Source organism: Streptomyces neyagawaensis (genome assembly GCF_023516595.1).
GTDB classification, from domain to species: domain Bacteria; phylum Actinomycetota; class Actinomycetes; order Streptomycetales; family Streptomycetaceae; genus Streptomyces; species Streptomyces neyagawaensis.
The window spans coordinates 23194-49110 of sequence record NZ_JAMGBG010000067.1 but is presented as its reverse complement, the minus strand read 5'-3'; the positions used below and the strand labels follow the sequence as shown (position 1 = coordinate 49110).

The 25917-nt window shown below is 70.5% G+C and carries 21 protein-coding genes and 1 tRNA gene; 8 read left to right on the top strand and 14 right to left on the bottom strand.

The features are described 5' to 3' along the window. Positions 1 to 49: 49 nt before the first annotated feature. Together M8J73_RS26495 and M8J73_RS26490 are read right to left on the bottom strand one after the other, a co-directional pair. Positions 50 to 316: a DUF397 domain-containing protein gene (locus M8J73_RS26495; RefSeq protein ID WP_055538953.1), complete on the bottom strand. Its 267-nt coding sequence runs from the start codon at positions 314 to 316 to the stop codon at positions 50 to 52. Continuing rightward, on the bottom strand, positions 276 to 1124 hold the full coding sequence (locus M8J73_RS26490) for a helix-turn-helix domain-containing protein (RefSeq protein ID WP_055538954.1): 849 nt from the start codon (positions 1122 to 1124) through the stop codon (positions 276 to 278). Before M8J73_RS26490 ends, M8J73_RS26495 begins: the two co-directional genes overlap by 41 nt. Before the next feature lie 86 nt (positions 1125 to 1210). Between M8J73_RS26490 and M8J73_RS26485 the strand changes: the two genes are divergently transcribed. From M8J73_RS26485 to M8J73_RS26470, 4 genes are all read left to right on the top strand, one after another. Then, positions 1211 to 1687, top strand: a complete 477-nt coding sequence (locus M8J73_RS26485) for an ATP-binding protein (RefSeq protein WP_055538955.1) — start codon at positions 1211 to 1213, stop codon at positions 1685 to 1687. A gap of 142 nt (positions 1688 to 1829) precedes the next feature. After that, positions 1830 to 2609 carry an NPP1 family protein gene (locus tag M8J73_RS26480; RefSeq protein ID WP_055538956.1) on the top strand — a complete coding sequence of 260 codons (780 nt, stop codon included), beginning with the start codon at positions 1830 to 1832 and terminating at the stop codon, positions 2607 to 2609. A 299-nt stretch (positions 2610 to 2908) separates the two neighbouring features. Continuing rightward, on the top strand, positions 2909 to 3976 hold the full coding sequence (locus M8J73_RS26475) for a ParA family protein (protein ID WP_240501296.1): 1068 nt from the start codon (positions 2909 to 2911) through the stop codon (positions 3974 to 3976). Further along, positions 3963 to 4985 (top strand): transposase, encoded by a 1023-nt coding sequence (locus tag M8J73_RS26470; protein WP_157873141.1) that lies wholly within the window; start codon positions 3963 to 3965, stop codon positions 4983 to 4985. Before M8J73_RS26475 ends, M8J73_RS26470 begins: the two co-directional genes overlap by 14 nt. Before the next feature lie 15 nt (positions 4986 to 5000). Here M8J73_RS26470 and M8J73_RS26465 read toward each other — a convergent pair. After that, positions 5001 to 5074, bottom strand: a tRNA-Gly gene (locus M8J73_RS26465). A gap of 599 nt (positions 5075 to 5673) precedes the next feature. Between M8J73_RS26465 and dcd the strand changes: the two genes are divergently transcribed. Together dcd and M8J73_RS26455 are read left to right on the top strand one after the other, a co-directional pair. Continuing rightward, positions 5674 to 6249 carry a dCTP deaminase gene (gene dcd, locus M8J73_RS26460; protein ID WP_055541232.1) on the top strand — a complete coding sequence of 192 codons (576 nt, stop codon included), beginning with the start codon at positions 5674 to 5676 and terminating at the stop codon, positions 6247 to 6249. A gap of 2 nt (positions 6250 to 6251) precedes the next feature. Then, positions 6252 to 6749: a phosphoribosyltransferase gene (locus M8J73_RS26455; protein WP_055541231.1), complete on the top strand. Its 498-nt coding sequence runs from the start codon at positions 6252 to 6254 to the stop codon at positions 6747 to 6749. 140 nt (positions 6750 to 6889) lie between these two features. Here the strand turns inward: M8J73_RS26455 and M8J73_RS26450 are convergent, their stop codons facing one another. The 9 genes from M8J73_RS26450 to M8J73_RS26410 form a co-directional block, all read right to left on the bottom strand. Continuing rightward, the gene (locus M8J73_RS26450; protein ID WP_107424077.1) at positions 6890 to 7909 is read right to left on the bottom strand and encodes a Yip1 family protein; all 1020 of its coding nucleotides are present in this window, start codon (positions 7907 to 7909) and stop codon (positions 6890 to 6892) included. A gap of 103 nt (positions 7910 to 8012) precedes the next feature. Continuing rightward, a complete protein-coding gene (locus M8J73_RS26445; protein WP_249829148.1) occupies positions 8013 to 9536 on the bottom strand; it encodes an FG-GAP-like repeat-containing protein in 1524 nt (507 codons plus the stop codon). A 174-nt stretch (positions 9537 to 9710) separates the two neighbouring features. Further along, complete coding sequence (locus tag M8J73_RS26440) at positions 9711 to 10106, bottom strand: nuclear transport factor 2 family protein (RefSeq protein WP_055538789.1); 396 nt, start codon at positions 10104 to 10106, stop codon at positions 9711 to 9713. 134 nt (positions 10107 to 10240) lie between these two features. After that, a complete protein-coding gene (locus M8J73_RS26435) occupies positions 10241 to 11632 on the bottom strand; it encodes an FG-GAP and VCBS repeat-containing protein (RefSeq protein ID WP_249829147.1) in 1392 nt (463 codons plus the stop codon). A gap of 56 nt (positions 11633 to 11688) precedes the next feature. After that, positions 11689 to 12177: an FG-GAP repeat protein gene (locus tag M8J73_RS26430; RefSeq protein WP_249829146.1), complete on the bottom strand. Its 489-nt coding sequence runs from the start codon at positions 12175 to 12177 to the stop codon at positions 11689 to 11691. Between the two features lie 195 nt (positions 12178 to 12372). After that, positions 12373 to 13770: an FG-GAP and VCBS repeat-containing protein gene (locus M8J73_RS26425; protein ID WP_249829145.1), complete on the bottom strand. Its 1398-nt coding sequence runs from the start codon at positions 13768 to 13770 to the stop codon at positions 12373 to 12375. Positions 13771 to 13843: 73 nt separating this feature from the next. After that, the gene (locus M8J73_RS26420; protein ID WP_249829144.1) at positions 13844 to 15322 is read right to left on the bottom strand and encodes an FG-GAP and VCBS repeat-containing protein; all 1479 of its coding nucleotides are present in this window, start codon (positions 15320 to 15322) and stop codon (positions 13844 to 13846) included. Positions 15323 to 15547: 225 nt separating this feature from the next. Continuing rightward, positions 15548 to 17029 (bottom strand): FG-GAP-like repeat-containing protein, encoded by a 1482-nt coding sequence (locus M8J73_RS26415; protein WP_249829143.1) that lies wholly within the window; start codon positions 17027 to 17029, stop codon positions 15548 to 15550. Positions 17030 to 17230: 201 nt separating this feature from the next. Beyond that, positions 17231 to 18619 carry an FG-GAP-like repeat-containing protein gene (locus M8J73_RS26410; RefSeq protein WP_240501763.1) on the bottom strand — a complete coding sequence of 463 codons (1389 nt, stop codon included), beginning with the start codon at positions 18617 to 18619 and terminating at the stop codon, positions 17231 to 17233. A 189-nt stretch (positions 18620 to 18808) separates the two neighbouring features. Between M8J73_RS26410 and M8J73_RS26405 the strand changes: the two genes are divergently transcribed. After that, entirely contained in the window at positions 18809 to 19591 is a 783-nt protein-coding gene (locus M8J73_RS26405) for a DUF6281 family protein (protein ID WP_249829142.1), read from the top strand. An 86-nt stretch (positions 19592 to 19677) separates the two neighbouring features. Next, complete coding sequence (locus tag M8J73_RS26400; RefSeq protein WP_249829141.1) at positions 19678 to 20247, top strand: NUDIX hydrolase; 570 nt, start codon at positions 19678 to 19680, stop codon at positions 20245 to 20247. Here M8J73_RS26400 and M8J73_RS26395 read toward each other — a convergent pair. Both M8J73_RS26395 and M8J73_RS26390 read right to left on the bottom strand, forming a co-directional pair. Then, complete coding sequence (locus M8J73_RS26395) at positions 20240 to 22537, bottom strand: (Fe-S)-binding protein (RefSeq protein ID WP_055541131.1); 2298 nt, start codon at positions 22535 to 22537, stop codon at positions 20240 to 20242. The genes M8J73_RS26400 and M8J73_RS26395 overlap by 8 nt on opposite strands. A 144-nt stretch (positions 22538 to 22681) precedes the next feature. Beyond that, positions 22682 to 25873, bottom strand: a complete 3192-nt coding sequence (locus M8J73_RS26390; RefSeq protein ID WP_055541130.1) for an NACHT domain-containing protein — start codon at positions 25871 to 25873, stop codon at positions 22682 to 22684. Positions 25874 to 25917: the final 44 nt, after the last annotated feature.

Sequence of the window (25917 nt, the reverse complement as noted above, 5' to 3'; positions counted from 1 at the left end):
GCCGCCGGCGGACACTCCCCCCGTCCGCCGGCGGCTTCTGGCGTGGCCGTCAGCGCCCGACGTGGCTCACGAAGGCGACGTACGCCTCCGGCGAGAGGGTGAGGGTGCCGACCTCGGGGTTCTTGGAGTCGCGGACGGCGATGTGGGGGGTGAGGGGGGCGACCTCGACGCAGCAGCCGCCGGTGTTGCCGCTGTACGAGGACTTGCGCCAGGCGGCGCCGCCGAGGGGGGCGCACTCGACGCAGTCGCCGCCCGTGCTTCCGCTGTAACTGGACTTACGCCAGGGGACGTTGGTCAGATCCGGTGTGCTGCCCATAACGCTCCTCCAGTACGCCCTTGATCAGTTCCGCCGAATCCTCCATGGACAGGGCGGCTCCCTGCAAGTCAGCGTAACGAAGGGCAGCGTCGCGGATAGTGCCCTGGTTGGCCGTCATGTGGCCCGAGATCAAGTCCTCGGTGTAGATGACGTCCGGGTCGTCGTCGAAGCGGAGCAGGTTGAACGAGCCGTCCAAGCTCGCGTGTCCGCCCACCCCGAAAGGCAGCACCTGGAGGCGGATCCAGCGTTCGCCCTGGAGACCCAACAGGTGGTGGAGTTGCTTCCGCATGACCTCCGGGCCACCGATCGGTCGGTGCAGCACCGCCTCGTCGAGCACCACCAACGTCAGGGGCGGATGATCCCGCTTGAGGATGCGCTGGCGTTCCATGCGGGCGGCGACCAGTTCGTCGAGCTTGTCCGGTCGGCCCGTGGCCAGCACGGCACGGGCGTACTCCTCCGTCTGCAGAAGCCCGTACACCAGCTGGCACTGGTACGTGGAGATGTACGTCGCCTTCCCCTCCATCTCCGCGTACGCCTGAAACCACGTCGGCAGTTGGCTCCGCAACACCAGCCCGACGAGCCGCGAAAAGCACCCGTCCGTCATCAGCGCCGCATCCGCCCGCTCCGCGAACTCCCTGGTCGGCACCTTGTGGGCGGTCTCGATCTGGCCCACCAGGGAGCCGGTGCAGAAGATGCAGTCGCCCAGCTCCTGCTGGGACATCCCCGCCGACTCCCGGTACCGGCGGAGCTCGGAGCCGAAGTAGTCCAGCGGCGAGGCGGTGGGGTCGAGTGTGCGGATGTTGGGCATGCGGCGGTCACCCCCAGGTCAGAACGCGGCTCGGCGTTCGCTTCGGTCTGTAGCCGAGCGTAATCACATGACTCCACGCTGATGGCATGAATCGCGTAACCGCCTCTCACGACGAAGGACTTGGCGCCCGGTACGGCACCGCCTTCGCCCTCGGTGAGCACTCCGCCCGGCACCTGCGCCGCATCCTCCGCCTGTACCTCGCCGCCTGGGGGATGGACGACCTCTACGACTCGGCGTCCCTCGCGCTCACTGAGCTGAACGCCAACGTCGTACGCCACTCTCGCCCCGACCGGCGTGCCACGGTGCTGATCCTGCGGCTGCCGGAGGGTCGGGGGCTGCGCGTAGAGGTCACCGACGCGAGCCCGCGCCCGCCGTCGTCCACAGCTGTGGACGAACTCTCCGAAAGCGGGCGCGGAGTGGGGATCGTCGAGGCCGTCACGGATCGGTGGGGGTGGGTTCCCCTGGCCGACCGGCCCGGCAAGACCGTCTGGTTCGAGTGTGACGCCAAGGCCGTAGGGCAACACGAGGTGAACGGCAAACGGCGTGAAACGGACGGACGTTGACGCCGCGAGAAACATCCTCCCGAAACGCCGAGGACGATTGATCGCCCTGTTCAGAACATGCCGCGAATCAACTCCCCGCGCTCCAGTCTCGGTCTCGTCCCGCCGGACTCCCGGCAGAACGAACCACCACTGGAGCACCCACATGTCGCTGAAAGCCAAGCCCCGCCGACGGTCCCGTCCCGCCAAGGCCGCACTCGTCCTGGGCAGCGCCGCCGCCCTGACCGTCGGTCTGACGGGCAGTGCCAGCGCCGGCGTCCTGAACCCGCTGCCCTGGAACGCAAGCACCTTCCAGAACAAGTACATGCCGCTGTTCGACTACGACGGCGACGGCTGCTTCCCCGCGGCGGCGGTTGACGCGAACGGAAACCTCAACGGCGGCCTCAACCCCAGCGGCTCGATCACCGGTCAGTGCCGGGACGGCCACCTCGGCAGAGCCAACACGTACTCGCAGTCCCTGTGCAGGAACGGCTGGTGCGCCTACGTCTACGCGCTGTACTTCGAGAAGGACCAGACGCTCAACGGCGCCGACGCCTTCGGGCACCGCCACGACTGGGAGTGCGTCGTCGTCTTCCAGAAGCAGGGTGAGGAGCGCCCCCGTTACCTGGCCGCCTCCCGGCACGGCGGCTTCAGCACCCACCCGATCAACGAGGTGCCGATGGACGGCAACCACGTCAAGATCGTCTACCACAAGGACGGCGCGAGCACCCACGCCTTCCGCTTCGCCGGGTGGGGCGAGGACACGGAGGCCTGGGGCCCGGGCAACCACTGGGACACCCCGGCCCTGGTCACCATGGAGCAGATGCCCCAGGCACCGCGCGACGCCCTGTGGAACTCCCAGTGGGGCAGGGCCAACTTCCCGCTGACCAACAACCTCGTCAGCAACATCAACAAGGCCAAGCCGGACGAGGTCCCCTGGTTCTGACGCACGGACCGACCACTGAAAAGCCGCCGGCGGGACACACTCCCCCCTCGTCCCGTCGGCGGCCTTACGCATACGCGGGCCGACATGTGATCGCCCTACCTGAAGCCATGACATCTGGGGTTCACGGAGGTAGAGCGGTTCCGGGCGCCAACACCGAGGCGTCAACGCGGCGTTGTCGATCCACCCCGCCATCCAGGAGCGAGCCACCTCCCGCCGTATCCGGCGCAAAATCTGGGCGGGGAAGGGTCCGTAAACGCTAGTCTCGCCCCCCCCGTGCCCACCGCAGTCCTGGAGATCTCATGGCAGGCGTGCTCCCGCGGCTCGAGCGTCAAGGCGCCAAGTCCAAGCCCGAAGTGGCTCCCGAAGAGGTCCTGTACACCGACACGGACCGCAGCGGGGACACCCTGGACCTGGATCTGTCGTCCCTGTGGTGGTACGGCACCGACTCCGACTTCCGCCCCAAGGGCCGGAACTGGCCCCTCATCTGGGCGTACATCATCGAAGGCGGCGGGTCCACCAAGACCACCAGCGTCACGTCCATGGCCGTCATTGCCGCCCTGGACGGCTTCCCAGGCGTTGTCTTCGACCTCGACAGCAACATGTCGTCGACCACCGTCCTCGGCTACGACGAGACCGCCCTCAAGGGCAAGAAGACCGCGATCGACCTGCTCTACGGCAGGGCCACCCTGGACGAGGTCGCGCTGCCCGCCCGCTATCGCGTCGGCGACGGCGATGACCCCGAAGAGGACTTCGAGCCCATCGAGAACCTGCGCGTCGTGCCCGGCAGCCCCGCCATGGCCGACGCGGACCGCGCCATCGCGGAGGACGCGGACCGCAACGACTGGTTCGCCGAGATCCTGCGCTCCTACGAAGGCATCGACTCGGTCTTCTACGTGGACTTCCCGGCGAGCTACGGCAAGATGCCCTACTCCGTGCTGCGCATGCTGGACGAAGAGGACTCCGTCATTCCGTCGATCAAGGCCGACCCCAAGGCCGTCAAGCTGGTCAAGCGGCTCACGGACGAACTGGAGCGAGTCCGCGACAAGAACCGCGGCTGCCGGTCCGTCCCCGGCCGGCCGACACTCAAGCACTTGATCCTCTCCGGCACGCAGCCGCTGACCTGGCCCGAGCAGGTGGCAGCCCGTCGCGCCACGGCCGCGGCAGAGGCGATGTACAGCTCCGTGCTGCTGCCCTACATCCGGTACTCGGCAGACGCCGAGAAGATCTACGAGGACGCAGTTCCCCTGCCGATACTCCTGCCCGACTCGGTGGCCTCCGTGGACTACCGGGAGGTGATGAGGCGCATGTGGATGTTCCCGTATCTCGACGAGTGTGGGTGCGACTACTGCCCGGGTGCCCTGGAGTAATGCCAACCTCAAGGGCACCACCGCGATGTGGATCCGTGACCGCCTCGACGGCCTCTGGAGTGACGAGGACTTCACCGCCTGGTACCCGCGTGACGGTCGCCCTGAGCTCTCACCCGCCCAGCTCGCCACCGTCTGCGTGCTGCAGTACGCGATGAACCTCTCCGACCGCCAGGCCGCCGAGGCGGTGCGCTGCCGAATCGACTTCGCCTACGCACTCGGACTGGACCTGGACGATCCCGGCTTCCACCACAGCGTCCTGTCCGCCTTCCGCGACCGACTCGCCGAAGGCGACCGCGCCGACCGGCTACTGGACCTCGCACTCACCCGGATCCGACGGGCCGGCCTGCCCAAGGGGCGCGTCACGCAGCGCCCCGAGTCCCCCCACGTCCTGTCCGCCGCACGGGAGCCGACCCGCCTGGAGCCGGTGACCGAGGCGGTCCGCGCCGTGCTGGAAGAGGCGGCCCGCGACGCGCCAGAGGTGCTGGATGAGCCGGTCACCGCCGAATGGGCCCAACGCTACGGCCGGCCGGTTCGCCTGTGCTCCCAGCCCAGCCACCCCGTCGCCCGCCTGGAGCAGGTGGGCAACGACGCCCGCGAACTGCTGCAACGCCTCGACGACAGGTTCCCTCGGGTGGCAGGTGCCGACAAGCCTTTGCCGATCTCCCGCGGGAGCTTGCACGGCGTCCCCTTCTGCATGGGGCGACCACAGCGCGCTGTCGCGGCGTCTTCGGGAACCGCCGTACCTGGTGGCCACACCGGGCATGGTGAACCGCCCGGCCATACCAGCGCCGCGCAAGTGTCCCTTTGCGTACGCGACTTAGTCGCCATTTGCTCGACCTATGCTGCGGGTCACATGAAATGCGCCTCGTTATTTGAGGCGGTCGTGGGCTGGAGGGGCAAAGTGACGCCCGAGGGTCCGGTAAAGGGGTGCGTGGCCTCGATTCAGGGCACGCGGGGGGCGCACAACCCCCGAATTGGTCTAGACAACAAACGAACCCCAGGCCGCTGACCTGGGGTTTCATCATGGAGCGGGTGACGAGAATCGAACTCGCGCTCTCAGCTTGGGAAGCTGATGTTCTACCATTAAACTACACCCGCGTAAGACGCCGGTCGGTGCCGGTGTCGGAACGCTTCGTTACTTTACCTCATGTCGGGCCCCGCGTGCTGATGCCGTGGGGCCCGGGCCTGTTTCAGGGGTGGGGACGGGGGCTGCGGGGCGCGGGAGTTGGGGCGTACGGTGGGGGCGCGGAAGAGGGTCTGTGGGGGCCTCCGGTGGTTCGGAGTGCCGCCTGGAGGGGCGTCCCAATCATCCCGTAATGTGGCTTTCGTCGTCAGGTCGGCGTGAGGCCGGCCATCAGACGCGGCTCTTGGGGAAGGGACTCTTGGACTTGATGGAGCGCACCGTCGTCCGTTGTGCCGATGGGCACGTGTTCAGCACCGCTTCGTTCCCGATGCAGCAGGCCGAGCGACTCGGCCCCGGTCGGCTCATCCGTTGCCCTCGCTGCGCCCGGCTGCGCAGCGTCGTGCCGGTCGCCTTGGAGAAGCGGTAAGAGGTAAGCGAGAAGCGGTAGGCCGCAGCCGTCGTGCTGTGGTGGCGTCGTGCGGCGTAGGCGTGCGGGGCCGGTTTCGGTAGGTGTGAGACGCGCGGTTCCCCGCCCGAATGCGGAGGGTCCGCGCGTCTTGCGTATCCTCGGGGCGTGCTTCTCTCAGACAAGGACATCCGGGCCGAGATCGACGCGGGACGGGTGCGGATCGATCCGTACGACGAATCCATGGTGCAGCCGTCGAGCATCGACGTGCGGCTCGATCGCTTCTTCCGGGTGTTCGAGAATCACCGTTACCCCCACATCGACCCCTCCATCGAGCAGGCGGATCTCACCCGGCTCGTGGAGCCCGAGGGCGACGAGCCGTTCATCCTGCACCCCGGGGAGTTCGTGCTCGCCAGCACCTACGAGGTCATCACGTTGCCCGATGATCTCGCTTCCCGTCTGGAGGGCAAGAGCTCGCTCGGGCGGCTCGGGCTCGTCACGCACTCCACCGCCGGGTTCATCGACCCGGGGTTCTCCGGTCACGTGACGCTGGAGCTGTCGAATCTCGCGACGCTCCCGATCAAGCTGTGGCCCGGTATGAAGATCGGGCAGCTGTGCATGTTCCGGCTCAGCTCTCCGGCCCAGTTCCCGTACGGCAGCGAGCGGTACGGGTCGCGGTACCAGGGGCAGCGGGGGCCGACCGCCTCCCGGTCCTTCCTCAACTTCCATCGGACGCAGGTGTGAGCATGTCCCAGGTCCGGGAGAACCTCACCTACGAGGCGTTCGGCGTCGCCGTGCGCGAACTCGCGCAGTCCATCGCCGACGACGGGTACGAGCCCGACATCGTCCTCTCCATCGCCCGCGGTGGTGTCTTCGTCGCCGGCGGGCTCGCCTACGCCCTCGACTGCAAGAACATCCACCTGGTCAACGTGGAGTTCTACACCGGCGTCGGCACCACCCTCGAGATGCCCGTCATGCTCGCGCCCGTGCCCAACGCGATCGACTTCTCCGACAAGAAGGTCCTGATCACGGACGACGTCGCCGACACGGGCAAGACGCTCAAGCTCGTCCACGACTTCTGCCTCGACGCCGTCGCCGAGGTCCGGTCCGCCGTGATCTATGAGAAGTCCCACTCCCTCGTGAAGTGCGAGTACGTGTGGAAGCGGACGGACGAGTGGATCAACTTTCCCTGGTCCGTCGAACCGCCTGTGGTCAGGAGGGCCGGGCAGGTTCTCGACGCCTAGACGGCGAAGCCTCTACGCCTGGACGGCGAAGCAGCATTGCCCGCGGAGCCTGCGGGACAGGTCGTTATGTGAGTGAGGGGCTCCCGGCCGATCGGCCGGGAGCCCCTCACTCATGTGCGCTCGAAGCGGGGTGCCTCTGTCTAGAACGTGCCCAGCTTGATCAGGGACAGGATTGCGATCAGTTGGATCGCCGATGCTCCCAGGGCCTTCGGCCACGGGAGGTCGTGGGACTTGGAGACCATCAGGGTCAGCAGGGCGCCCGCGGCGACCCAGGTGATCCAGCCGAGGATCTGGACGAACGGCGCGTCGCCGCCCGCGAACATCGCCACTACCAGGCGCGGCGCGTCCGTGAGGGCCATGATCAGCATGGAGAGGCCGACCGTCGGCTGCCAGGCGCCGTCGCCGCCCAGCTGGCGGGCCAGGGTGTGGGTGACCACGCCCAGGATGAACGTGCTCAGCACCATGGTCACGGCGGTGACCAGGACGATCGGCACGGCGTTCGACAGCGTCGCGTTGATCGCGTCCTCGCGGGCCGTGTCGAAGCCGAAGACGGCGAGCAGGCCGTAGAGGAACATCACGATCAGGGCCGGGCCCCACACCGCGTAGTCGCGCATCACCAGGAACGTCTGGTTCGGGCTGGTGACGATGCCCTTCAGGAGGTCCTTCCACGGCAGGCGCGGGCCGACCGGGGCCGCGGGTGCGTTCCCGGCGCGGTAGGTGCCGCCCTGCTGGTACGGGTCCTCGCCGACGGCGAACATCTGGGTGTGGCCCGGGTTGTTGGCCGCGTACGGGTCCGCGCCGGCGCCGCCGTGGCCGCCGTCGCCGAAGTACTCCGGCTCGCCGTGGTTCCCCTGGCCCTGGTGGCCCTGGGGGCCGTAGTTGCCCGGGCGGCCGCCGTGCGTCTGCGGCCAGCCCTGGTTGCCGCCCCGGCCGCCGCCGTACGGCGGGCCCGGTGGCGTCTGGGGATAGCCGTACGACGGGCCGCCGGCCTGCGGGGCCTGCTGTCCGTGCGGGGGGTGTTGCGGTCGCGTCTGAGGAGCGCCGTTGTCCCGGCCGCGTCCGATCCTGAATCCAGCCACGTCATCGAACGTACCTGGTCCCGGCGAGCGGCGTGCCGGACCGGGGGGCACCGGTCCGGCTTTGCGGCCGAGCTGTGACATCCCCTAAGGGATCGTCAGGTACTCGGGTCGGAGATTTCGTTCCGGGATCATCCGCGAGTACTCAGGGCGTCGTGAGGGGGCGTTGGCTCCTGCCGGAGTCGGCTCAGTGGCTGCCCAGGTACGTGCCGTACCGCAGGGCCGTCGTCGGGGACGGGAGGCCCAGGTTCGACGGGGTGAGGGCGTACGAGCCCGTCGCGGAGGTCTTCGGGAGGAGCCAGACGCCGCCGGAGCCGCCGTTCTCCCCGGGGGCGCCGATCGCCGTGTCGGGGACGCCGTCCTTGTTGTAGTCGCCGGTCGCGACGGCCGCGCCGAACGCGTCGCCGGTCTCGGCCGCGCCGGGGACGCGGGGGCTGTCCTGGTGGTACGCGACGGACGTGGCCTCGCCGTGCGGGTCGACGATGCCGCCGCTGTGGCTCAGCAGCAGTGTCGCCGCGCCGGCGCGGGCGCGGCTGCCGATGGCCTCGCCGGGGGCACCGGCGATCAGGTCGTCGCGGCCGTCGCGGTTCCAGTCCAGCACGGCGAGGGACGCGCCGAAGCGGTCGCCGTCCTCGGCGGCCCCGTACACGCCGACCGTGTCCTGGTTGAGGGTCTGGGTGCGGAAGCCGAACGAGCTCGGGTGGCCGTAGAGGATGTGGATGCCGCCGCCCTTGGCGTACGACTCCGGGCCGCACGGGTCGTCGATGTTCTCGTCGGCGATCTCGCGGCACTCGCCGAGGGCCAGGTCGTCCAGGCCGTCGCCGTCGAAGTCGCCGGTGGCGAGGGCGGAGGCCGCGCCGTTGCCGGCGTTCCAGAAGTTGTCCATGCGGCGCTCGGCCGGGTCCCACGTCCACAGCCGTACGTGCGACTGGGTGTAGGGGGCGTTGATCGTGTGGAACGCGAGGGCCAGGTCGTCCGTGCCGTCGGCGTTGAAGTCGCCCGTCGCGAGGAGGGGGGCGCGGCCGCCCATGGGCGTGGCGAGGACGGTGGTGGTGACCAGGTCCTCGCCGTCGTCGACCACGGCCCGCAGGACGACCTTGTCGCGGCCGCCCACCACGAGGTCCCGGCCGCCGTCGCCGGTCACGTCGGCCGCGGCGACCGACCAGCCGTACGCCGAGTTCGCGGACGGGCCGACCATGGCGTTCGAGCCGGGGCGCGAGCTGCCCTTGCCGCCGCCCACGACGACGACCACGCCCACGTCCGTACCGAGGCCGTTCACGTCCTCGCCGGGGGCGCCGACGATCAGCTCGGCCGTCCCGTCGCCGCTGAGGTCCTCCAGCGCCACGGCGGCGCCGAAGCGGTCGCCCGTCTCCGGAGTGCCGGGGACCTCGGCGGTGGCCTGACTGATGCGGATGCCGCCGTGGCGGCCGACGCCCTTCGCGCCGCCCCACAGGACGTGGACGTAGCCTGCCTTGGCCTTGCCGTTCACGGTCGCGTCGGGGACGCCGACGGCGAGGTCCGCGTAGCCGTCGGCGTTGAAGTCGCTGGTGACGGGGGAGGGCTGGGGGGCGGCGAGCGCGTGGGGGGCCGCGCAGAGCGCGAGTGCCGTCGTGGCCGAGCAGGCCGCCGCGGCGGCGGCCAGGGCGTACGTCCGTCTGTGCACGAGGGGCTCCAGGTGGGTGGCCGGATATCGGCGGTGGTGCGGGTTCACCTGTTTGACACCTGGAGATGGGGTTGGGTTGTGCGGGTGCGCTCCGCTTGGGGGCCGGGCGCCTAGTGGGTGGGGGGCACTGTTCGTTGGCGGGTGCGGGTGGGGCGTGATTGCTCGCGCAGTTCCCCGCGCCCCTGATGGGGGCTTTCGGCCCCATCAGGGGCGCGGACCACTTCAGGACCAGAACTCCGCTTCCTTGTCCAGGTCCTCCTGGCACTCGTCGATGTCGGTGATCTTGTCTCCTACGATGCGGAAGACCAGGCAGCCGTTCTGTTCGATGCGCTTGTCGCCGCGCTCGGCGGTGTAGCGGTGCACGGAGACGGCGTGGCCCCGGCCGTCCACGCACACATGGCTCAGGTCGACGTTGAACGTTCCGCCGGTCTCCTCGTAGAGCCGCTGGTACATCTGGATCATCGCGTCCTGGCCCTTGTAGTCGCCCGAGAGCAGGTGGTTACCGGGGACGTGATGCGTACAGTCCGCCGCCATCAGGCCGCGGAGGGTGTCCATGTCGCCGCGGGTGAAGGCGTCGTAGCCCTTGCGGACGAGCGCTGCGTTGGGGTGTTCAGCCATGAGGTATCGCCGGCTTTCCGTATGCGTGGTATGCGCTCATTGCTCCGATAAGGGCATTATCCGCGCTGGAGTGGGCCTCCGCGAGTGCGCCTCCGCCCCCCCGCCTCCGCCCCGACGACCGTGCGGCGCCGGGGTTACTGAAGCATGCCCGGGATGATGTCGCCGTTGACCTGCCGCGCGCCCGTCGTCGTGATGCCCTTCGTCGAGCCCCGCAGCAGGATCGAACCGTAGTTCGCGGAGATGTACAGGTCCGCCTTGCCGTCGCGGTTGGTGTCGCGGAGGCGGACCGTGTTGCCGAAGGACTCGTCGTCCAGGCCGCCGGGGACGCCGGGGGTGTCGCGGGCGAACCACTGCGAACCCGTGCCGGTGAGGCCGGACTTGGAGCCGAGGAGGACGTGGACGGCGCCGGCGTACGCGTGGGTGCCGAGCTTCTCGCCGTACGCGCCGACGGCCAGGTCGCGGTAGCCGTCGCCGTTCACGTCGCCGGCGGAGACGGACGCGCCGAACGCGTCGTCGACCTCGGGGGTGTCCTTGATGCCCTTCGTGGCCTGGGTGAAGCGGGCCGTCCTGGAGGAGGGGCCCGTCGAGCCGCCGTACCAGAGGGTCACGCGGCCCCGGTACCTGTCGTACAGCGGGGTGCCGATCGCGATGTCGCCGTAGCCGTCCTTGTCGAAGTCGGCGATCACGCCGTCGCCGCCGCGCTCGGCCTGGCCGCCGTTGCCCTTCACCGACTCCAGGCGGAGGGTCTTGCCGGGGTACAGCTTCGCCTTGCCGCCCTTGATGAACCAGGCGTCGGAGGCGATGTACTTGTCGGTGACGACGTCGCCGATGACGACCAGGTCGGTCCTGCCGTCCTTGTCGATCTTCCCGGCGATGACGGCGGTGGAGTAGAACGACGAGGTGTCCTTGTCCAGGACGGTCACCGAGCCCTTCGCACCCGACTTGGTGATCGCGCCCCGGTAGACGTACGTCTTGCTGTCGCGGACGAGGGCCAGGTCCTGGTTGCCGTCGCCGTTGAAGTCGCCGGTGGCGAGGTCGGTGGCGAGGCCCGACGCCCCCTTGGCGCCCTTGTTGGGCAGGGCGGTGCCGCCGGACAGGCCCTTGGCGCCGCCCCACAGGACGGTGACCGTGCCGTTGTTCTTGTACGAGCCGACGTTCTCGCCGTTGGCCGACACGGCGAGGTCGCCGTAGCCGTCCTTGTTGAAGTCGGCGGCCGTGCGGACCTCGCCGAAGAAGTCGTCCTTCTCGTCGGTGCCGGGGACGCCCGCGCTGGACTGGTCGATGAACTGCGTCTTCGTGCCGGGGCCGTCGGCCGTGCCGAAGGTGACGAGGACACCGCCGCCCTTGTTGGCGTCGCCCGGGCCGTACGAGTAGACGGCGTAGTCGCGGAAGCCATCGCCGTTGAAGTCGTCCGCGTACTTCGCGGGGGCGGCGGACGCCGGGGCCGCGGTGACGATCGTGAGGAGGCCGCCGGTCAGGGCGGCGACCGTCGCCGCGGCCAGGGTGGTCCGGATGGGGCGCTTCATGAGGATGTCTTCCCTGAGTGATGGTGAGGGGGAGTGGTCGGTGGGGGCGCGGGCGGTCAGCCGCGCAGGGGGGAGCCGAAGGACGGGGAGCCGGTGGTGGGGATGCCGAACTTCGCGGGGCCGAAGGACTTCGCCCCCGACGTGGTGGCCGACTTGAGCCACCAGATCGCGCCGTCGCCCCCGTTCTCGCCGGTGCCGCCCACGCTCAGGTCGGCCCTGCCGTCCTTCGTGGTGTCGGAGAGCAGGACGCGGGCGCCGAAGCTGTCGCCGGACTCGGCGCCGTCGGGGACACCGGAGGTGGACGGGGAGAGGACGCGGGCGCCCGTCGGCAGGTAGCCGGCATCGGTGCCGCGCAGGAGGGTCACCGTGCCGGTGTCCTCGGCGCCGCCGAAGGACTCGTAGGGGGCGCCCACGGCCAGGTCGCGGTAGCCGTCGCCGGTGAAGTCGTACGGGGCGGCCGAACCCGCCGCGTGGGCGGTGGGCGCGGTCAGCGCGAGCGTGCTCGTGAGCGGGCCCGCGGCCAGGAGGGACGGACGAATGCGCAAGAGGAACTCCAGAGGGGAGCCGGGGCCCGTGCCGCGGCGGGCCCAACTGCCGTATTGCGTGCGGCATGTGACGTGACAGGTGCTGCGTGAGAAGAGGGGCGTACGAGGTCTGCGAGCAGAAGACCCTCGGCGATACCGGAGGGTTGTACGGGAGTTCGGTCAATTCTTGGGAGGTGGGGCGGGGCGGGCGGGGTGTCACGGGGCGAGGGTTCCGCCGAAGTTGGACTGTCCGCGCAGGCCGACCTGGCGGGCGGAGACCGTCCTCGCGCCCTTCGTGGTCAGCCCCGAGGCCGTGCCGCGCAGCACCCACAGGGCCCCGGCGGCGTCGTTCTCGCCGTAGGCGGTCGCGACCAGGTCGGCCCTGCCGTCGCCGTCGGCGTCGGCCAGGCGGACGGCCGAGCCGAACCAGTCCTTGGACTCGGCGGCCCCGGGCACCCCGGCCGTGGCCTGCGTGTACGTCGCCGCACGCTTCGTCGTCAGGCCGGCCGCCGAGCCGTACAGCACGGTCACCGCGCCGGTGTTCCGCTTGCCGTCGACGTCCTCGTTCTGCGCGCCGACCGCGACGTCCGCGTACCCGTCGCCGTCGATGTCGCCGACGCCCACCGCGCAGCCGAAGCAGTCGTCCGACTCACCCTTGCCGGGCACCCCGGCGGTGTCCTGGTGGACGGTGGTCGGCGTCCGCGCGGGGGCCGGACCGGTCGGCCCGCCGTACCGGACGGTGATCTCGCCGCCCCTGTGGGCGCCCCGGGAGATGTCGCCGAGGACCAGGTCGCCGTAGCCGTCGCCGTCGATGTCGCCGATCGAGCCCTGGTCGCCGTCGGCGGTGTCGAGGTCGGTCCTCTCGTAGCCCGTGCCGGTCCAGCGGAGGTAGCGGATCGCGCCGCCCTCGTCGCCGTCGAAGCCGAACGGATAGAGCCGTTCGGCCGCCCCGTCGCCGCTCAGGTCACCGGCGAACACGGTCTGTGTGGCGCCGAGTTCGTCGATGTCGTACTCGACCTTCGGGGCGCCCGTACGCTTCCACGGGCCCTCGAATACACGGGTGGTGGGACGGCTGGTGACGGTCAGGTCCGTGTCGCCGTCGCCGTCGAAGTCGGCCGCGGCGAGACCGGTGGCATAACCGCCGCTTTCCGTGAGCCAGTCCGGCTGCGGCACCCGAGCGCCGCCCGACAGGCCCGACGCGCCGCCCCACAGGATCGTGGCGGTGCCGATGCCGTCATGGCCGCCGAGGCTCTCGTTCAGCGAGCTGACGACCAGGTCCGCGTATCCGTCGCCGTCGAGGTCGCCCGAGGTGAGGGCGGCGCCGAACTGGTCCCCCTCCTCGGCCGCGCCCGGTACGCCGGGCGAGTTCTGCGTGATCACCGCGCGCCTGGCCGCGGACGGTCCGGACGGCGAGCCGTACAGCACGACCACCGCGCCGGCCGTCTGCTTCCCGGCCACCACCGCGCCTGCCGCACCGACGGCGACATCGCGGTAGCCGTCACCGTTGAAGTCGTCGGCGTACCGCGCCGGAGCGGCGGCGGCCGACGACGCCGGGAGCGCCGTCAGCAGGCCGGTGGTGAGGGCTGCGGCGAGGAGGAGGGGGCGGGTGCGCATGAGGGGCTCCCGGGGGAAGAGGAGAAGGCCCGCACCCTTGCCGGATGCGGGCCCAACTCCTGAATAAGGTACGTCAGTTGGCCGCGTTGGCGCCGAACACCGGCTGCCCGGCGGTGGAGACTCCGACCGCGGACGGGGCGAAGGAACGGGCACCGGACGTGGTGATCTTGCTGCCGTTGGACGGCAGGTAGAGCAGCGAGCCGTTGTAGTCGTTCTCGCCGTACGAGCCGACAGTGAGGTCCGCCTTGCCGTCACCGGTGACATCGGTGAGCTTGACCTCGCCGCCGAGCAGGTCGTCCGTCTCGTCCGTGCCGGGGACACCGGCCGTGGACTGAGCGAAGTACTGGTAGCCGGAGCTGGTGTTCACACCGGAGGGCGACCCGTACAGCACGGTCACCGCGCCGGCGTTGACGACACCGCCGAGGTTCTCGCCGGGCGAGCTGACGACCAGGTCGGTCTTGCCGTCGCCGTTGATGTCGCCGAGGGAGAGCTCGCTGCCGAAGTAGTCGCCGCGCTCGGAGGAACCGGGGACGTTGCCGCTGTCCTGCGTCACCGCGACCGTGGTGGCCGGGCCGTCCGCGGAGCCGAACAGGATGTGGATCTTGCCGCCGGTGGACGAACCGGGCACGCTGGGCTCGCTGCCGTCCTTCGACGGGTCCCAGTCCTGGCCGGTGACGATGTCGCCGTAGCCGTCACCGTTGATGTCGCCGATGCCGGTGATGATGCCGCGCTTCAGCTCACGCACACCGCCCTCCGCGCCCAGGCCCTGGGAGGAACCGGGCACGTACCAGTTGGTGTTGTACTGCCAGGAGCTGTCGGTCTCGAAGCCGTCGACCACGAGGTCCGTGCGCTTGTCGCCGTTGGCGTCGCCGGCGGTGAGCATGATGGCGCCCGCGCCCTTGCCGGAGACGATGTCCAGCTTGATGGCGTACTGGTCGCCGAACGAACCGGACTTGGTGATTCCGTCACCGATGACGAACACCTCGTTGGAGGTGCTGCCGATCGCCAGGTCCTCGGTGCCGTCGCCGTCGAAGTCACCCGAGGCGAGCGACCGGCCCCACTGGTCGTGCGACGAGGGGGCGAGGTCCTTGATGGTGGTGGCTCCGGACAGACCCGAGGCGGAGCCCCACACGATGAGGACGGTGCCGCCGTCGGTGTCGCCGTCGACGTCCTCCATGGGCGCGGACACGGCGAGGTCGTCGTAGCCGTCGCCGTTGTAGTCGCCGTACGCGCTGGACCAGCTGAACCAGTCGCCGGTCTCCGCCTGGCCGGGTACACCCGAGGTGTTCTGGCTGATCGTCGTGCGCTTCGTCGAGCTGATACCGCTCGCCGAGCCGTACAGGGCGACGACCTGCCCCGCCTCAGCCTTGCCGCCGACCGTGGCGCCGCCGGCCGAGTACGCCACATCGCCGTATCCGTCGTTGTTGAAGTCCGCCATCGGGTGGTGGACCGAGTCGGCCGCCGTCGCCGTCGCGGCCGAGAACGTGAGCAGACCGCCCGTCAGCGCGGCCGCGGAGGCCGTCGCGAGAGCGAGTCGCAGATGCTTGTGCATGCGGGAATCTCCTGCTGCATGCGAGACGCCTGGCAGACGTCCGCAGTCAATGGGGTGCCCTTCCTGTCCGTGTTCGCCCGTAGTTCGTCCGGGGTTCACGGGGAAGTCGGCGAACAGGAGACCGCCCAAGGTGCGGGAGGGTTGTACGGGAGTTCGAGAAACTTTTGTGGAGGGTGGAACCGGTGGGGCGCCGGGGACCTCTTACTTGTCCGCGCCCCGCACGGCTCATCTGCTGAGCACCGCCCCGTATCCGGCCGCTCCCGTCAGTCCGAGCTTCGCCGGGGTCAGGGACACCGCGGGGAGACGGGAGGCGTCGCCCGCCGACGGGCGGTACCAGAGGGCGCCCGTGGGGGCGTTCTCGCCGGGCGCGCCGATCACATGGTCGTCGTACTTCGCCGTGTCGAAGTCGGCCGCCGCCACCGCCGCCCCGAACAGGTCGCCCTCCTCGGCCGTCCCCGGCACCCCGGCGGAGCTCTGCGTGAAGGCCGGACCGGTGAAGACCCGGTCGCCGCCCGCCTCCAGCTCCCAGTACGCGCCCGCGCGGGCCGCCGACCCCACCGCCTCGTGGCTCGCGCCCACCAGCAGGGAGTCGGGCCCGCTCCCGTCGAGGTCGACGACCGCCAGCGCGGCACCGAAGTTGTCCTCGGCCTCCGCCGTGCCGCCCACACCGGGGGAGGACTGGGTGGTGCAGGTGACCTGGCCGCCGAGCGTGGTGCCCGGCGCCCCGTACACCGTGGCGAGGGCGCCGCCGAGCCGATCCGCGCAGTACGCGCCCCCTGCCTCGGGGTCGGGCTGCACCTCGCCGATCGCCAGGTCCGTCCGGCCGTCGCCGTCGAAGTCGCCGGCGGCGAGCGCGGAGCCGAAGTCGGCGGCCTGCCACCGCGTCGTCCAGCCGCCGGGCGTCAGGGAACGGACACGGGTGCCCGAGATCTCCAGGCCCTTGTAGGTGACGGCCAGGTCGTCCCTGCCGTCGCCGTCGAAGTCCGCGGTGGTCAGGGCGCGGGCGTCACCGAAGTCGTAGCCCTCGACGAGTGTCGTGGGCGCGGCAGTGGTGAGTGGCCCCGGCCGCAGGACCGTGGCGCCGCCCTCCTCGCCGCTCACGGCGAGAACGAGGTCCCGGTCGCCGTCCCCGTCGTAGTCCCCGGCGGTGACCAGCCGGCCGAGCCGCTGCCCGGGGCCTCCCTTGGCCACCGTCAGCCCCGACCTGAGCCCTCTCGTCGAGCCCCACAGCACATACGCGGCGCCCTCGTGCCCGGAGGCACCGACCTGCTCGCCGGGCGCGGTCACCATGAGGTCGGTGTAGCCGTCCGCGTCGAAGTCCGCGGCCCGCACGGCGTACCCGAACTGGTCACCGGCCTCCGCCGTGCCCGGGATGCCGCCGCTCGCCTGGTCGATCCGGGTGCTCCGGCCGCCGAGGCCGTCGGCGGAGCCCCACAGGATGTGGACGAAGCCGGCCTTGGCGTGCCCGCCCGCGGTGCCCGCGGGAACGCCCACCGCGAGGTCGGCGTAGCCGTCGCCGTCGAAGTCGCTGCGTACGGATTTCGCGGCGGTCGCCGGGGGTGCGACGAGCAACCCGAGGCCGAGGCCGGCGACGGTGACGAGGACGGCGGTGGGGAGGGCGGAGGGAAGGGCGGCGGTGAGCGCGACGGTGAGGGCTCTTCGTCCGCCGAGCGGCCGGGGGCCGCGGCGCTGGGGGGTGGTGGACACGAGGGCTCCAACTGGTCGGGGGGCGGCGGGAGTAGCGGCGTCGGGTCGGAGGGAGGGCCAAGCCTCGTCATCAGGGTCGCACCCGGGCGGCGGGACCCGCCGACCCGACGGCCCCGATCCTGCAACCGGCGCGAGCCGAACGACAGGCCCCGGGGGCCTACTTGAGGCATCCTCGCGGCGTCACAGCGTCACAACACCCCCCTAACGCAGGAGGGTGCCGAAGGCGGGGTACGTCGTGCCGCCCAGGCCGAAGTCGAGGGCGTTGAAGGACGCGGCGTAGGACGTGGTGAGGCCGGAGGTCGTCCCGCGCAGGACCCAGACCGCGCCCGTGTCCCGTGCCGTGCCGATGTCCTCGCCGGTCGCGCCGATCGCCAGGTCGGCGCGGCCGTTGCCGTTGACGTCCTTGAGCCGGACGGCGGCGCCGAACGCGTCGTCGGTCTCTGCCGCGCCGGGCACGCCGGGGCCGGCCTGGTGCCAGGACGTGCCCCGGCCCAGCCCGCTCGCGGACCCCTTCAGCAGGACCACGTCGCCCACCCCCTTCACCCCGTCGACGGTCTCGCCGGGCGCGCCGACCGCCACGTCCGCGTAGCCGTCGCCGGTGACGTCGCCCGCGGCGACCGAGCCGCCGAAGCCGTCGCCCGGCTCGTCGGCGCCCGGGACGCCCGTGCTCGCCTGGCTGTACGACCGCGAGGGCCACCCGTCGACGCCGAGCCCGCGGTCGTTGCCGGGCCACACGGTGATCCGTCCGCCGCTACCGGCCCCCGGCTCGCCGAGGACGAGGTCGCTGTAGCCGTTCCCGTCGACGTCACCGGCGGCGACCCGCGGCTCGGTGATCACGTCGGACACGGCGCCCTGGTGGAGGGGCCGGTAGGAGGAGCCGATGTCGCCGGCGCCGCCCCGCAGGTAGCCCGCGAAGCCGTGGCCGGCGGCGTCGGTGCCGTGCAGGACGTAGTCGCTGCCGGAGCCACCCGAGAAGTGCGCGCCGAGGACGCCGTCGAGGCGGACGCCGACGGGCAGGAAGTCGACCTCCGGGGCGATCGCGGGCTTGTCCGGCACGCCGTCGGCGTACCACCAGAAGCGGTTCTCCGAGACCACCACCAGGTTCCCGGAGTCGTCGCCGTCGAGGTCGACGAAGGAGGCGCCCTCGCCGAAGCGGACGTCGTCGGCGGTGGGGGCGCCCAGGACCATGCCGCCGGTGCGGAAGCCCCGGGCGCCGCCCCAGAGGATGGTGAGGGAGCCGTCCGGCTTGCCGTCGACCTTCTCGCCGGGCGCGCCGACGATCAGGTCCGCGTAACCGTCGTTGTTGACGTCCCCGCCGGTCACGTTCTCGCCGAACTCGTCCTCGGGCTCCAGGGCGCCGGGCACGCCGGGGGAGTCCTGCGTGAGGGTCACCGACCGCGCGGAGCCGGTGCCGACACCGGAGGAGGACCCGAACGTGACGGTCACGGCGTTGGCCTTGGGGGTGCCGGTGACGAGGTCCCGGTACCCGTCGCCGTTGAAGTCGTCCTTCGCCCCCGGTGCGGCGACCGCGCTCCCGGCCATCGGCAGGGCGAGCCCCGCCACCGCGAGCGCTCCCACGCAGGCGGTCACGACGAGCTTCCTTGCAACCACGGGTGACCTCCAGGAGGACGACGTAGGGCGGTTCGTGGGTGTGACTCGTCGGTGTGACGCGTGGGGCGTACGAACGGTTGTGTGCGGGTGGCCGGAAAGTGAACCGAACGTTCGACGCGGGCCGTGCGTCCAGGGAGCGAAGCGACCCCTGACGAAGGAGACGTGACCATGCTCGTCGCCCGTGCGCGGACCGCCCTGGCCGCCGTCGTACTGACCCCCCTCGCCGTGGGCTGCGCCGCGTTGGGCGGTGGCGGGGAGTCCTCGGCGTCCTGTGCGTTCGTGGTGGACTACCGAGACAGCCGGTACATCGACGTGGGCCGCGTCGAGTACGAACTCGGGTCGAAGGTGGGCACCGCCCGGCAGGCGATCTGTGACGACGAGGGCGGTGGCGGGGAGGACGCCGCCGACGCCGTGGCCGCGGAGGACCGGACCGTCTACACGGCGTACGCCATCAAGGGAGTCGACCCCGCCGACGCGATCGCCGTCCGGGAGTCACCCGACGGCGAGCTGTCCGTCATGGTGGACCCGAGCGAGGACGAGTCCCTCCGCGACGCGCAGGACCGGATCTTCGGCCGGGACGACGCGGCGGGTGACGGGGACGGTGGAGAGGAGGGGGACGGCGAGGGCGGGAACGGCGGCACGGACGGGCCGAGTGCGGCGAAGTGCGTGTTCGTCGTGAAGTACGCCGGGGAGGGCTACCTCAATCGCGGCGAGGCGGACTTCGAGCTGGGGGAGAGGCTGGGCACGGCCCGTACCACGTACTGCGACGACACCCCCGGTGATGTCGACCCGACCCCCGAGCCCGAGGTCTACGAGGCGTACGCGGTCAAGGGGCTGGACCCGGCCGACGCCATCGCGGTCCGCCTCTCGGCGGACGAGGAGCCGATGTTCATGACGAGCCTGGGCGACGACCTGCCGCAGGAGGTCCTGGACCGCCTGAAGGAGCGGTGAGCGCCGCTTCCCGAGCCGGCCGGTACAGGGGCGTGATCCCCGGCGGCCGCGGGCCGGTTGTCGATGCCCTCTGCGAGGGTGGGCGCATGGGCGAGCTGGTGGAGCGGGTCGGGGACGAGGACGAGGTGATCGGTGTCGTCGACCGGGAGGAGGCGATCCGCCGGGGCTGGCCGCACCGGGTGGCGACGGTCGTGTGCCGTGACCCCGCCGGCCGGTACCTGGTCCACCGCCGCCCCGACGACATGTCCCGTTTCCCCGGCCACCTCAACTGGCTGCTCGGCGGCGCCACCGAGGTCGGCGAGTCGTACGAGGAGGCCGCCGCGCGGGAGCTGTGGGAGGAGCTCGGGGTTCGAGGGCGTCCACGGTTCCTGCTGAAGTTCCGGTGCGCGGGGGCGATCGGCCCGTACTGGCTGGGCCTGCACGAGCTGGTCGTCACGGGCCCGCTGCGGCCGGACCCCGCCGAGATCGCGTCGTACCGCTGGGTGGGTGAGGCGGAGCTGGCCGGGCTGGTACGGGATCCGGCGTTCGTGCCGGACGCCCGCGAGGCGTTCCAGCGGTACCGCGCGTCACGCGCTGACGGGCGATGCCCCCGTGCTCGGGGGGAGCACGGGGGCATCGGGGGTGTCGCGGGGCCGGAGGGCCGGTCGGTCACTTGACCGGCTGGGGCTCCGGCTCGTTCTCCGTCTCGGCCGCGCCCGCGGGGGGCTCGTCCTCGTCGGTGACCGGGGTCTTGACGGACTCCAGCAGCAGCTGGGCCACGTCGACGACCTGGATGGACTCCTTGGCCTTGCCCTCGTTCTTCTTGCCGTTGACCGAGTCGGTCAGCATGACGAGGCAGAACGGGCAGGCGGTGGAGACGATGTCCGGGTTGAGGGAGAGGGCCTCGTCGACGCGCTCGTTGTTGATGCGCTTGCCGATCCGCTCCTCCATCCACATCCGCGCGCCACCGGCGCCACAGCAGAAGCCGCGCTCCTTGTGGCGGTGCATCTCCTCGTTCCGCAGGCCCGGGACGTTGGCGATGATCTCGCGCGGGGGCGTGTAGATCTTGTTGTGGCGGCCCAGGTAGCACGGGTCGTGGTACGTGATGATGCCCTCGACCGGCGTGACCGGGATCAGCTTGCCCTCGTCCACCAGGTGCTGGAGCAGCTGGGTGTGGTGGATGACCTCGTAGTCGCCGCCGAGCTGCGGGTACTCGTTGCCGAGGGTGTTGAGGCAGTGCGGGCAGGTGGCGACGATCTTCTTGGCGGACTTCGGCTTCGCCGACTCCGGCGTGACCTTGCCGTCCTCGTCCATCTCCTCGCCGAACGCCATGTTCAGCGCGGCGACGTTCTCCATGCCGAGCTCCTGGAAGAGGGGCTCGTTGCCGAGACGGCGGGCGGAGTCACCGGTGCACTTCTCGTCGCCGCCCATGATCGCGAACTTGACGCCCGCGATGTGCAGCAGCTCGGCGAAGGCCTTGGTGGTCTTCTTGGCGCGGTCCTCCAGGGCGCCGGCGCAGCCGACCCAGTACAGGTACTCGACCTCGCTGAGGTCCTCGATGTCCTTGCCGACGACCGGGACCTCGAACTCGACCTCCTTGAGCCACTCCAGCCGCTGCTTCTTGGCCAGGCCCCAGGGGTTGCCCTTCTTCTCCAGGTTCTTGAGCATCGTCCCGGCCTCGGACGGGAACGCGCTCTCGATCATCACCTGGTAGCGGCGCATGTCGACGATGTGGTCGATGTGCTCGATGTCGACGGGGCACTGCTCGACGCAGGCACCGCAGGTGGTGCAGGACCACAGCACATCGGGGTCGATGACGCCGTTCTCCTCGACGGTGCCGATCAGCGGCCGCTCGGCCTCCGCGAGCGCGGCGGCCGGGACGTCCTTCAGCTGCTCCTCGGACGCCTTCTCCTCGCCCTCCATGGTCTTGCCGCCACCGGCGAGGAGGTAGGGGGCCTTGGCGTGCGCGTGGTCGCGCAGCGACATGATCAGCAGCTTGGGGGAGAGCGGCTTGCCGGTGTTCCAGGCGGGGCACTGCGACTGGCAGCGGCCGCACTCGGTGCAGGTGGAGAAGTCCAGCAGGCCCTTCCAGGAGAACTGCTCGACCTGGGAGACACCGAAGACGTCGTCGTCACCGGGGTCGGTGAAGTCGATCGGCTTGCCGCCACTCGTCATCGGCTGGAGCGCGCCGAGGGCGGTCTCACCGGTGGCGTTCCGCTTGAACCAGATGTTCGGGAAGCCGAGGAAGCGGTGCCAGGCGACACCCATGTTGGTGTTCAGCGAGACGACGATCATCCAGATGAACGAGGTGCTGATCTTCACCATCGCGGTGAAGTAGACCAGGTTCTGCAGGACCGGGAGGCTGAGCCCCTTGAAGGCCAGGACCAGCGGGTACGAGGCGAAGTAGGCGGCCTCGTAGTGGTCGACGTCGTGGAGGGCGCCCTCGAGGCCGCGCAGCACGTAGATGGCGAGACCGATGGTGAGGATGACGTACTCGACGAAGTACGCCTGACCGGCCTTCGAACCCGCGAAGCGGGACTTGCGGCCGGCGCGCGAGGGCAGGCTCAGCAGCCGGATCACGATCAGCGTGGCGATACCGAGGATCGTCATCACGCCGATGAACTCGATGTACAGCTCGAACGGCAGGAAACCGCCGATGACCGGCAGCACCCAGTCGGCCTCGAAGAGCTGCCCGAAGGCCTGGGCGAGGGTCGGCGGGAGGGTGAGGAAGCCGACGGCCACGAACCAGTGGGCGAAGCCCACGATGCCCCACCGGTTCATCCTGGTGTGCCCGAGGAACTCCCGCACCAGCGTCACACTGCGCTGGTAGGGATTGTCCGTACGGGTACCGGCCGGGACCGGCTGGCCCAGCTTGAAGTACCGGATGAACTGACCGATGGCGCGTGCGAGCAGCGCGACGCCGACCACGGTCAGTACCAGCGACACGATGATCGCGGCGAGTTGCATTTGGGGGCTCCTCGGGCCTGCGAGGGTCATTACTAAGCGGTAACTTATGCAGTCCGTCTGAGACTACCCACTTCTCCTGCCGCACTGTAGCCAGCGACGCGGTGATCTGCGTCGCTGAGGCTTGCCTGAGTGGGGGGACGCGCCCTAGAGGAGGGGCTTGAGGACGAGGTCGCAGATGGGGTGGGTGCGGGCGTCCGAGAGGGCCTGGAGGCTGAGGCCCCGTATGGCCAACAGGGTGATGGCGGCGATGAGTCCGCCGGACAGGGTGACGGCGGTGACGACGCCCCAAGGCTGCACTACGGCGACGAAGAAGGAGACGCACACGGTGGGTGAGACAAGCATGGCGCCGAGTATGTACAAGGTGTCTGAATCGCGGAGCGCCTCCCAGCCACGGCCGCGGACATCTTCGTAGATCACGACAGTCGCCGTAAGAAGGCCTGCCAGACCGACGAACAACAAGGTCTCTGGGTCGGTGAAGACATCCAGCGCTATGAGGCAGAGCCATCCCACGGCTATCTGCACGAGGACCGCCACGGGCAGCCACGCGGGGCCCCACGGCTGTTCACCCGTGACGGCTGTCCACGCCCGCCAGGCGGCCACGCCCGACAGCGCGAGACAGAACAGCACGATGATCCGGTAGTGAACACTTCTTCGATAGTCGTAGGGTCGGCCTTGCGACGTGGAGGAGGGCGTGTCCCAGCTCTGAGGTTTCGCGAAAACCTGCTGCTTGAGCAAGGCCAGGGCGACTCGCGTCTGGAGCCGGTCGGGCAGCTGGCGCAGCAGGGCCAGCCGGTGCTCGGCGAGGCTTGCGCTGGCCAGAGCCGTGATGACCTGGTGCATTGCCGACGAGCTGATCGAGGTGAGCTCGTCCTCCAGATACCGGGCCAGGGTGCTGGTCTCCACGCGTCCGTCGTGGGAGACAGGGTGCTGGATCAGGCTGCGGGGGTCGGTGGACCGCCGACGCAGACACTCCGTCAGTTCACTCCCGGCCTCCACTGTGCGAGCGAGGGCGAGGTTCGATGGACGGTCGTTGATGACGACAAGGGGAGCCGTGATCCTCGGATCGGGGGTCGGCAGTCCCGATGGCGCGGGCGCGTTGCGGACCGCCGCGTCGATGATCGCCGCCGCCCGCCCGGCGATCATGACCAGTGAGTCGTCGGCACCCCGAGCGAATGGTCGCCAGACCCAGTCCAGGCGCTCTTCCTGGCCGAGCGGCCCGACCGGCGCATTGCTCAGTTCTTCGGCGATCTCCGGCACGCTCAGCAGTTCACTCAGGTGGAAGGCGCAGGAGATCAGGGCCGTCGACCGGGGCAGGCGCCAGAGCAGATGGTTCAGGGCGAGCGCTGCTTTGGGGGTCCGGATGCTCCACAGGGCGCGCACCGCTTCAGGGTGGTCGGTCGCCATGCGCTGCAAGGCGGGCACCGCGAGATCCCCCATGGTCCGGAGACCGGCCCAGGCCGCGTTGCCCGGTTCCGCCGTGACCGCGAGGGCGTCGGCGGCTTTCGGGAGGTTGGTGGCGGCAAGGGCGCGGGCCTGGCAGAAACGGTCCTGATGCGCGTCATCGCGCACAGCCCCGACGAGGTAGTCGAAGACCGACCGTCCCCTCCTCCTCCCGTCGCTCGCGACCAGCCCGAACGCGTCGACGACCTCGTCGTCGACGATCTCGTACTCGCCTTCCAGCACCCTCCGGAAATGCTCCAGGGTCTCCTCCGCCAGACCGTCCTCGATCGTGTGGGCGTCTGCCAGGCATTGGAAGGCCAGGACGGCGTCCCTGGTGAAGACCGTGCGGACGACCTCCGTACAGTCGCGTGGTTCCACCCCGCACCACAGGCGGACCGTCTCGCGCCAGGCCGCGGGGTCGTCGCGGTATCGCCGGAGGAGACCCGTGGGGTCCGCCGCCAGCTTCACCGCCGCCAGGTACTCCTGAAGGGTGAGGTGGGCGAACTGGTACCGCTCGCCGTTGTCCACGGCCAGGAGCAGACCGCTGCGGTGGACGATCTCGTTCAGGACCTTCTCGGCGGCCCCCGGGTCCCGCGCCTGCCGTTCGAGGACGGCCCGTACGGTCTCCAGCACCTTTTCGTGCGGCAGCGCCAACCGGTCGTGGACGCCCGAGGGGATGTCCTGGGCGACCAGCGCGATCTCCTGGAGCACCGCCTTCTTCAGTGGGAACGGGTACACCGACTGGCGTCGGCGGTCGATCAGCAGGCTGTCGATGACCTGCTTGTAGAACTCGGCACGGGTGTGCGGCAGGACCTGGTCGGTGCCCGCGTACACGAAGTCGTACAGGTACGCGATCATCGTCAGGAGCAGGGGGTTGCGGGCCAGGGCCATGATCTGCGGGGTGTCCCGGAGGGCGCCGAGGACCTGGTCGACGGTGCTCGACGTCTGCACGGCGGTGCCCGTGCGCCAGGGCCAGCCGTTGAGGAAACGGCGGATGAGGTGCTCGTCGAAGTCGCGCACGCGCAGGGTCTGGCCGAAGGACTCGGCGAACCAGCCCTCGTACACCGCGATCCGGCACGTCACGACGATCCGGCAGGCCGCGTACCGCGACGCGAACTCCTCGATCCGGTCCGCCACCTGCGGCCGCAGCTCCGTCGAGACCTCGTCGAGGCCGTCGAAGTAGAGAGCGAGGTCACCGCGTTCCAGGGCGCGCGCCACCCACTTGTCGGCCCCGGGGAAGTCGTGCCGCGCGAAGTGCTGCACGATGTGCTGTTCCAGGGTGAGCTCGGGGGCTTTGTTGAGGCGATGCAGCTCCAGCAGGACCGGGATGCCCTCGGACTCGCCGGGGGCGACGAGCCTCCGCCGTCCCGGCCTCCGCGCGCGCAGGGCCGCCCTGTTCCTGCCGCGACCACCCGCGCCGTCCGTGCCGGCGGCGCCGTCCTCGCCGCCCGGACCGTCCGTCCCGTCGGCGTGCACGCCACGCACCCGCTCCCTCGCCCACATCAGCACCTGGTGCCGCAGCAGCATCGTCTTGCCCGCGCCCGGCACGCCCAGCACCACGCTGTGCCGCTCCGCCCGCAGGTCCGCGGCCAACTCGCCGGGCGCCCCGTCGGCCCGGGCGCCTCGCAGCGGCACGTACACGGACTCCATCGGCAGCTTCTTCAGGTCCTCCTCGACCTGGAAGGAGACGGCGAAGCGGCGGTGGCGGGCGTACAAGGCGCGGGTGTACTTGGCGAGGGCGGCCCGGCGGAGCAGGGCGCTGCCGGCCAACCGGGTGTACGCGAAGTCCAGGACGAGCCTGGCGAGGGCGGTGAGCCGGTGCCGCGCGGCGAATGCGATCGCGGTGAGGACGGATCCGCCGACCGCGAACAGCACGTTCTGAAGGGTGCCCCCCATCGAAGCCCTCCCCCTGAGCCCCTGACCTGTTCCGAGCGCATCAG

What these genes read in the sequence shown, in the direction of transcription:
- M8J73_RS26485 (WP_055538955.1), top strand. Translation starts at nt 1,211, where the DNA reads ATGAATCGCGTAACCGCCTCTCACGACGAAGGACTTGGCGCCCGGTAC.
- M8J73_RS26490 (WP_055538954.1), bottom strand. Translation starts at nt 1,124, where the DNA reads ATGCCCAACATCCGCACACTCGACCCCACCGCCTCGCCGCTGGACTAC.
- M8J73_RS26495 (WP_055538953.1), bottom strand. Translation starts at nt 316, where the DNA reads ATGGGCAGCACACCGGATCTGACCAACGTCCCCTGGCGTAAGTCCAGT.
- M8J73_RS26390 (WP_055541130.1), bottom strand. Translation starts at nt 25,873, where the DNA reads ATGGGGGGCACCCTTCAGAACGTGCTGTTCGCGGTCGGCGGATCCGTC.
- M8J73_RS26425 (WP_249829145.1), bottom strand. Translation starts at nt 13,770, where the DNA reads ATGCGCACCCGCCCCCTCCTCCTCGCCGCAGCCCTCACCACCGGCCTG.
- M8J73_RS26475 (WP_240501296.1), top strand. Translation starts at nt 2,909, where the DNA reads ATGGCAGGCGTGCTCCCGCGGCTCGAGCGTCAAGGCGCCAAGTCCAAG.
- M8J73_RS26400 (WP_249829141.1), top strand. Translation starts at nt 19,678, where the DNA reads ATGGGCGAGCTGGTGGAGCGGGTCGGGGACGAGGACGAGGTGATCGGT.
- M8J73_RS26440 (WP_055538789.1), bottom strand. Translation starts at nt 10,106, where the DNA reads ATGGCTGAACACCCCAACGCAGCGCTCGTCCGCAAGGGCTACGACGCC.
- M8J73_RS26405 (WP_249829142.1), top strand. Translation starts at nt 18,809, where the DNA reads ATGCTCGTCGCCCGTGCGCGGACCGCCCTGGCCGCCGTCGTACTGACC.
- M8J73_RS26455 (WP_055541231.1), top strand. Translation starts at nt 6,252, where the DNA reads ATGTCCCAGGTCCGGGAGAACCTCACCTACGAGGCGTTCGGCGTCGCC.
- M8J73_RS26435 (WP_249829147.1), bottom strand. Translation starts at nt 11,632, where the DNA reads ATGAAGCGCCCCATCCGGACCACCCTGGCCGCGGCGACGGTCGCCGCC.
- M8J73_RS26420 (WP_249829144.1), bottom strand. Translation starts at nt 15,322, where the DNA reads ATGCACAAGCATCTGCGACTCGCTCTCGCGACGGCCTCCGCGGCCGCG.
- M8J73_RS26480 (WP_055538956.1), top strand. Translation starts at nt 1,830, where the DNA reads ATGTCGCTGAAAGCCAAGCCCCGCCGACGGTCCCGTCCCGCCAAGGCC.
- M8J73_RS26450 (WP_107424077.1), bottom strand. Translation starts at nt 7,909, where the DNA reads ATGTCACAGCTCGGCCGCAAAGCCGGACCGGTGCCCCCCGGTCCGGCA.
- M8J73_RS26395 (WP_055541131.1), bottom strand. Translation starts at nt 22,537, where the DNA reads ATGCAACTCGCCGCGATCATCGTGTCGCTGGTACTGACCGTGGTCGGC.